The sequence below is a fragment of the uncultured Agitococcus sp. genome, assembly GCF_937920075.1.
Taxonomy (GTDB): domain Bacteria; phylum Pseudomonadota; class Gammaproteobacteria; order Pseudomonadales; family Moraxellaceae; genus Agitococcus.
The window spans coordinates 1-1,084 of record NZ_CALETI010000045.1; the positions used below are offsets into that span (position 1 = coordinate 1).

Annotated in this window: 1 protein-coding gene; it reads right to left on the reverse strand. The window is 41.1% G+C overall.

Annotation, left to right across the window (positions count from 1 at the left end; genetic code table 11):
* Positions 1-140: 140 nt before the first annotated feature.
* Complete coding sequence (locus Q0212_RS01315; protein ID WP_297921043.1) at positions 141-980, reverse strand: phosphoadenosine phosphosulfate reductase family protein; 840 nt, start codon at positions 978-980, stop codon at positions 141-143.
* Positions 981-1,084 lie beyond the last annotated feature (104 nt).

Below are 1,084 nucleotides of genomic sequence, written 5' to 3' on the forward strand. Positions count from 1 at the left end.
GCTCTAAGCAATCACCAAGCATTAAATTAATTGTCATAATGTGTCTAACTCCTGCGTCAAACCGACAAACACCTAGCCGATTTTGACGTAAAACAAATACCGCTTTAGGTGTTTGCGGCTTAACTTTTAGTTAGGGTTACTTACAACGCTAAATCCATCTGCTCCGCGAAAGCCTCGCAAGACTCGGAACAACTCCCCGTTTCAAACGTGTTTCTTACTGTTTTTGCTAGTTTATCGCGTGGCATTTCAGCGTATAAATCAATAATTGATTCTAGGCTCATGCTTTGTCTATACATGGCATCATTCGGTGTGGTGCGGCTTGGAACTATACGCACGTCATCCATATTTATCATTTTGATAAACTTATCTGCTAGTTGCGGCTCATCTTTGGCGGCAAGTGCTATTTTATTAACACCTTTCTTTATGCAAAATACACAGTTGCCTAAATGCTCTTTTATCTTCAAATCAAAAGGCATTTTTGCCCACCAATCCAAAACGTCCTTTTTTTCAAAGTCGCTTATATCCGCTAAATAACTAAAGCCTTCCTTTTTGTTTAATCGCTTTGGCTCATCAATCCTCATCCCAAGCCACAAGTGATAATTGCCAGCACCATAAACATCTTCTAAGTATTTTTTGCATGGTGTTGTTTTCATTCTGTCTGTGCAAAACGCCCCCCCGTGGTACGGCAAGCCATATTTCAAAGACATATCGCGCCATGGCTGCAAATCATCGCCTATTTCGTTAATGCCAACCACGCGATAGCTTACGCCTTCTTTCCATTTTTCACTAACAACAGTACGCAAGCACACTAAATTTAAGCCAAAATAATCATTACATTTACGCACAAAATCATAGGTTGCTGGATGCTCCGCGCCTACGTCCATAAAGACAAAAACAGCGTCAGGGTGCAATTTCTTAATCAAACTGCATAAATACGCGCTTGTTCTGCCACCACTAAAGCTAACAACTATCTGTTTCATCGTTAATCAACCCTAACTCTACGTCAAGTGCGACAAATACCCAGCCAACAATGGCTTATCTTTTGACGTTTGTGATTACTGTTTTCTGCGTACATCAGCGCGGG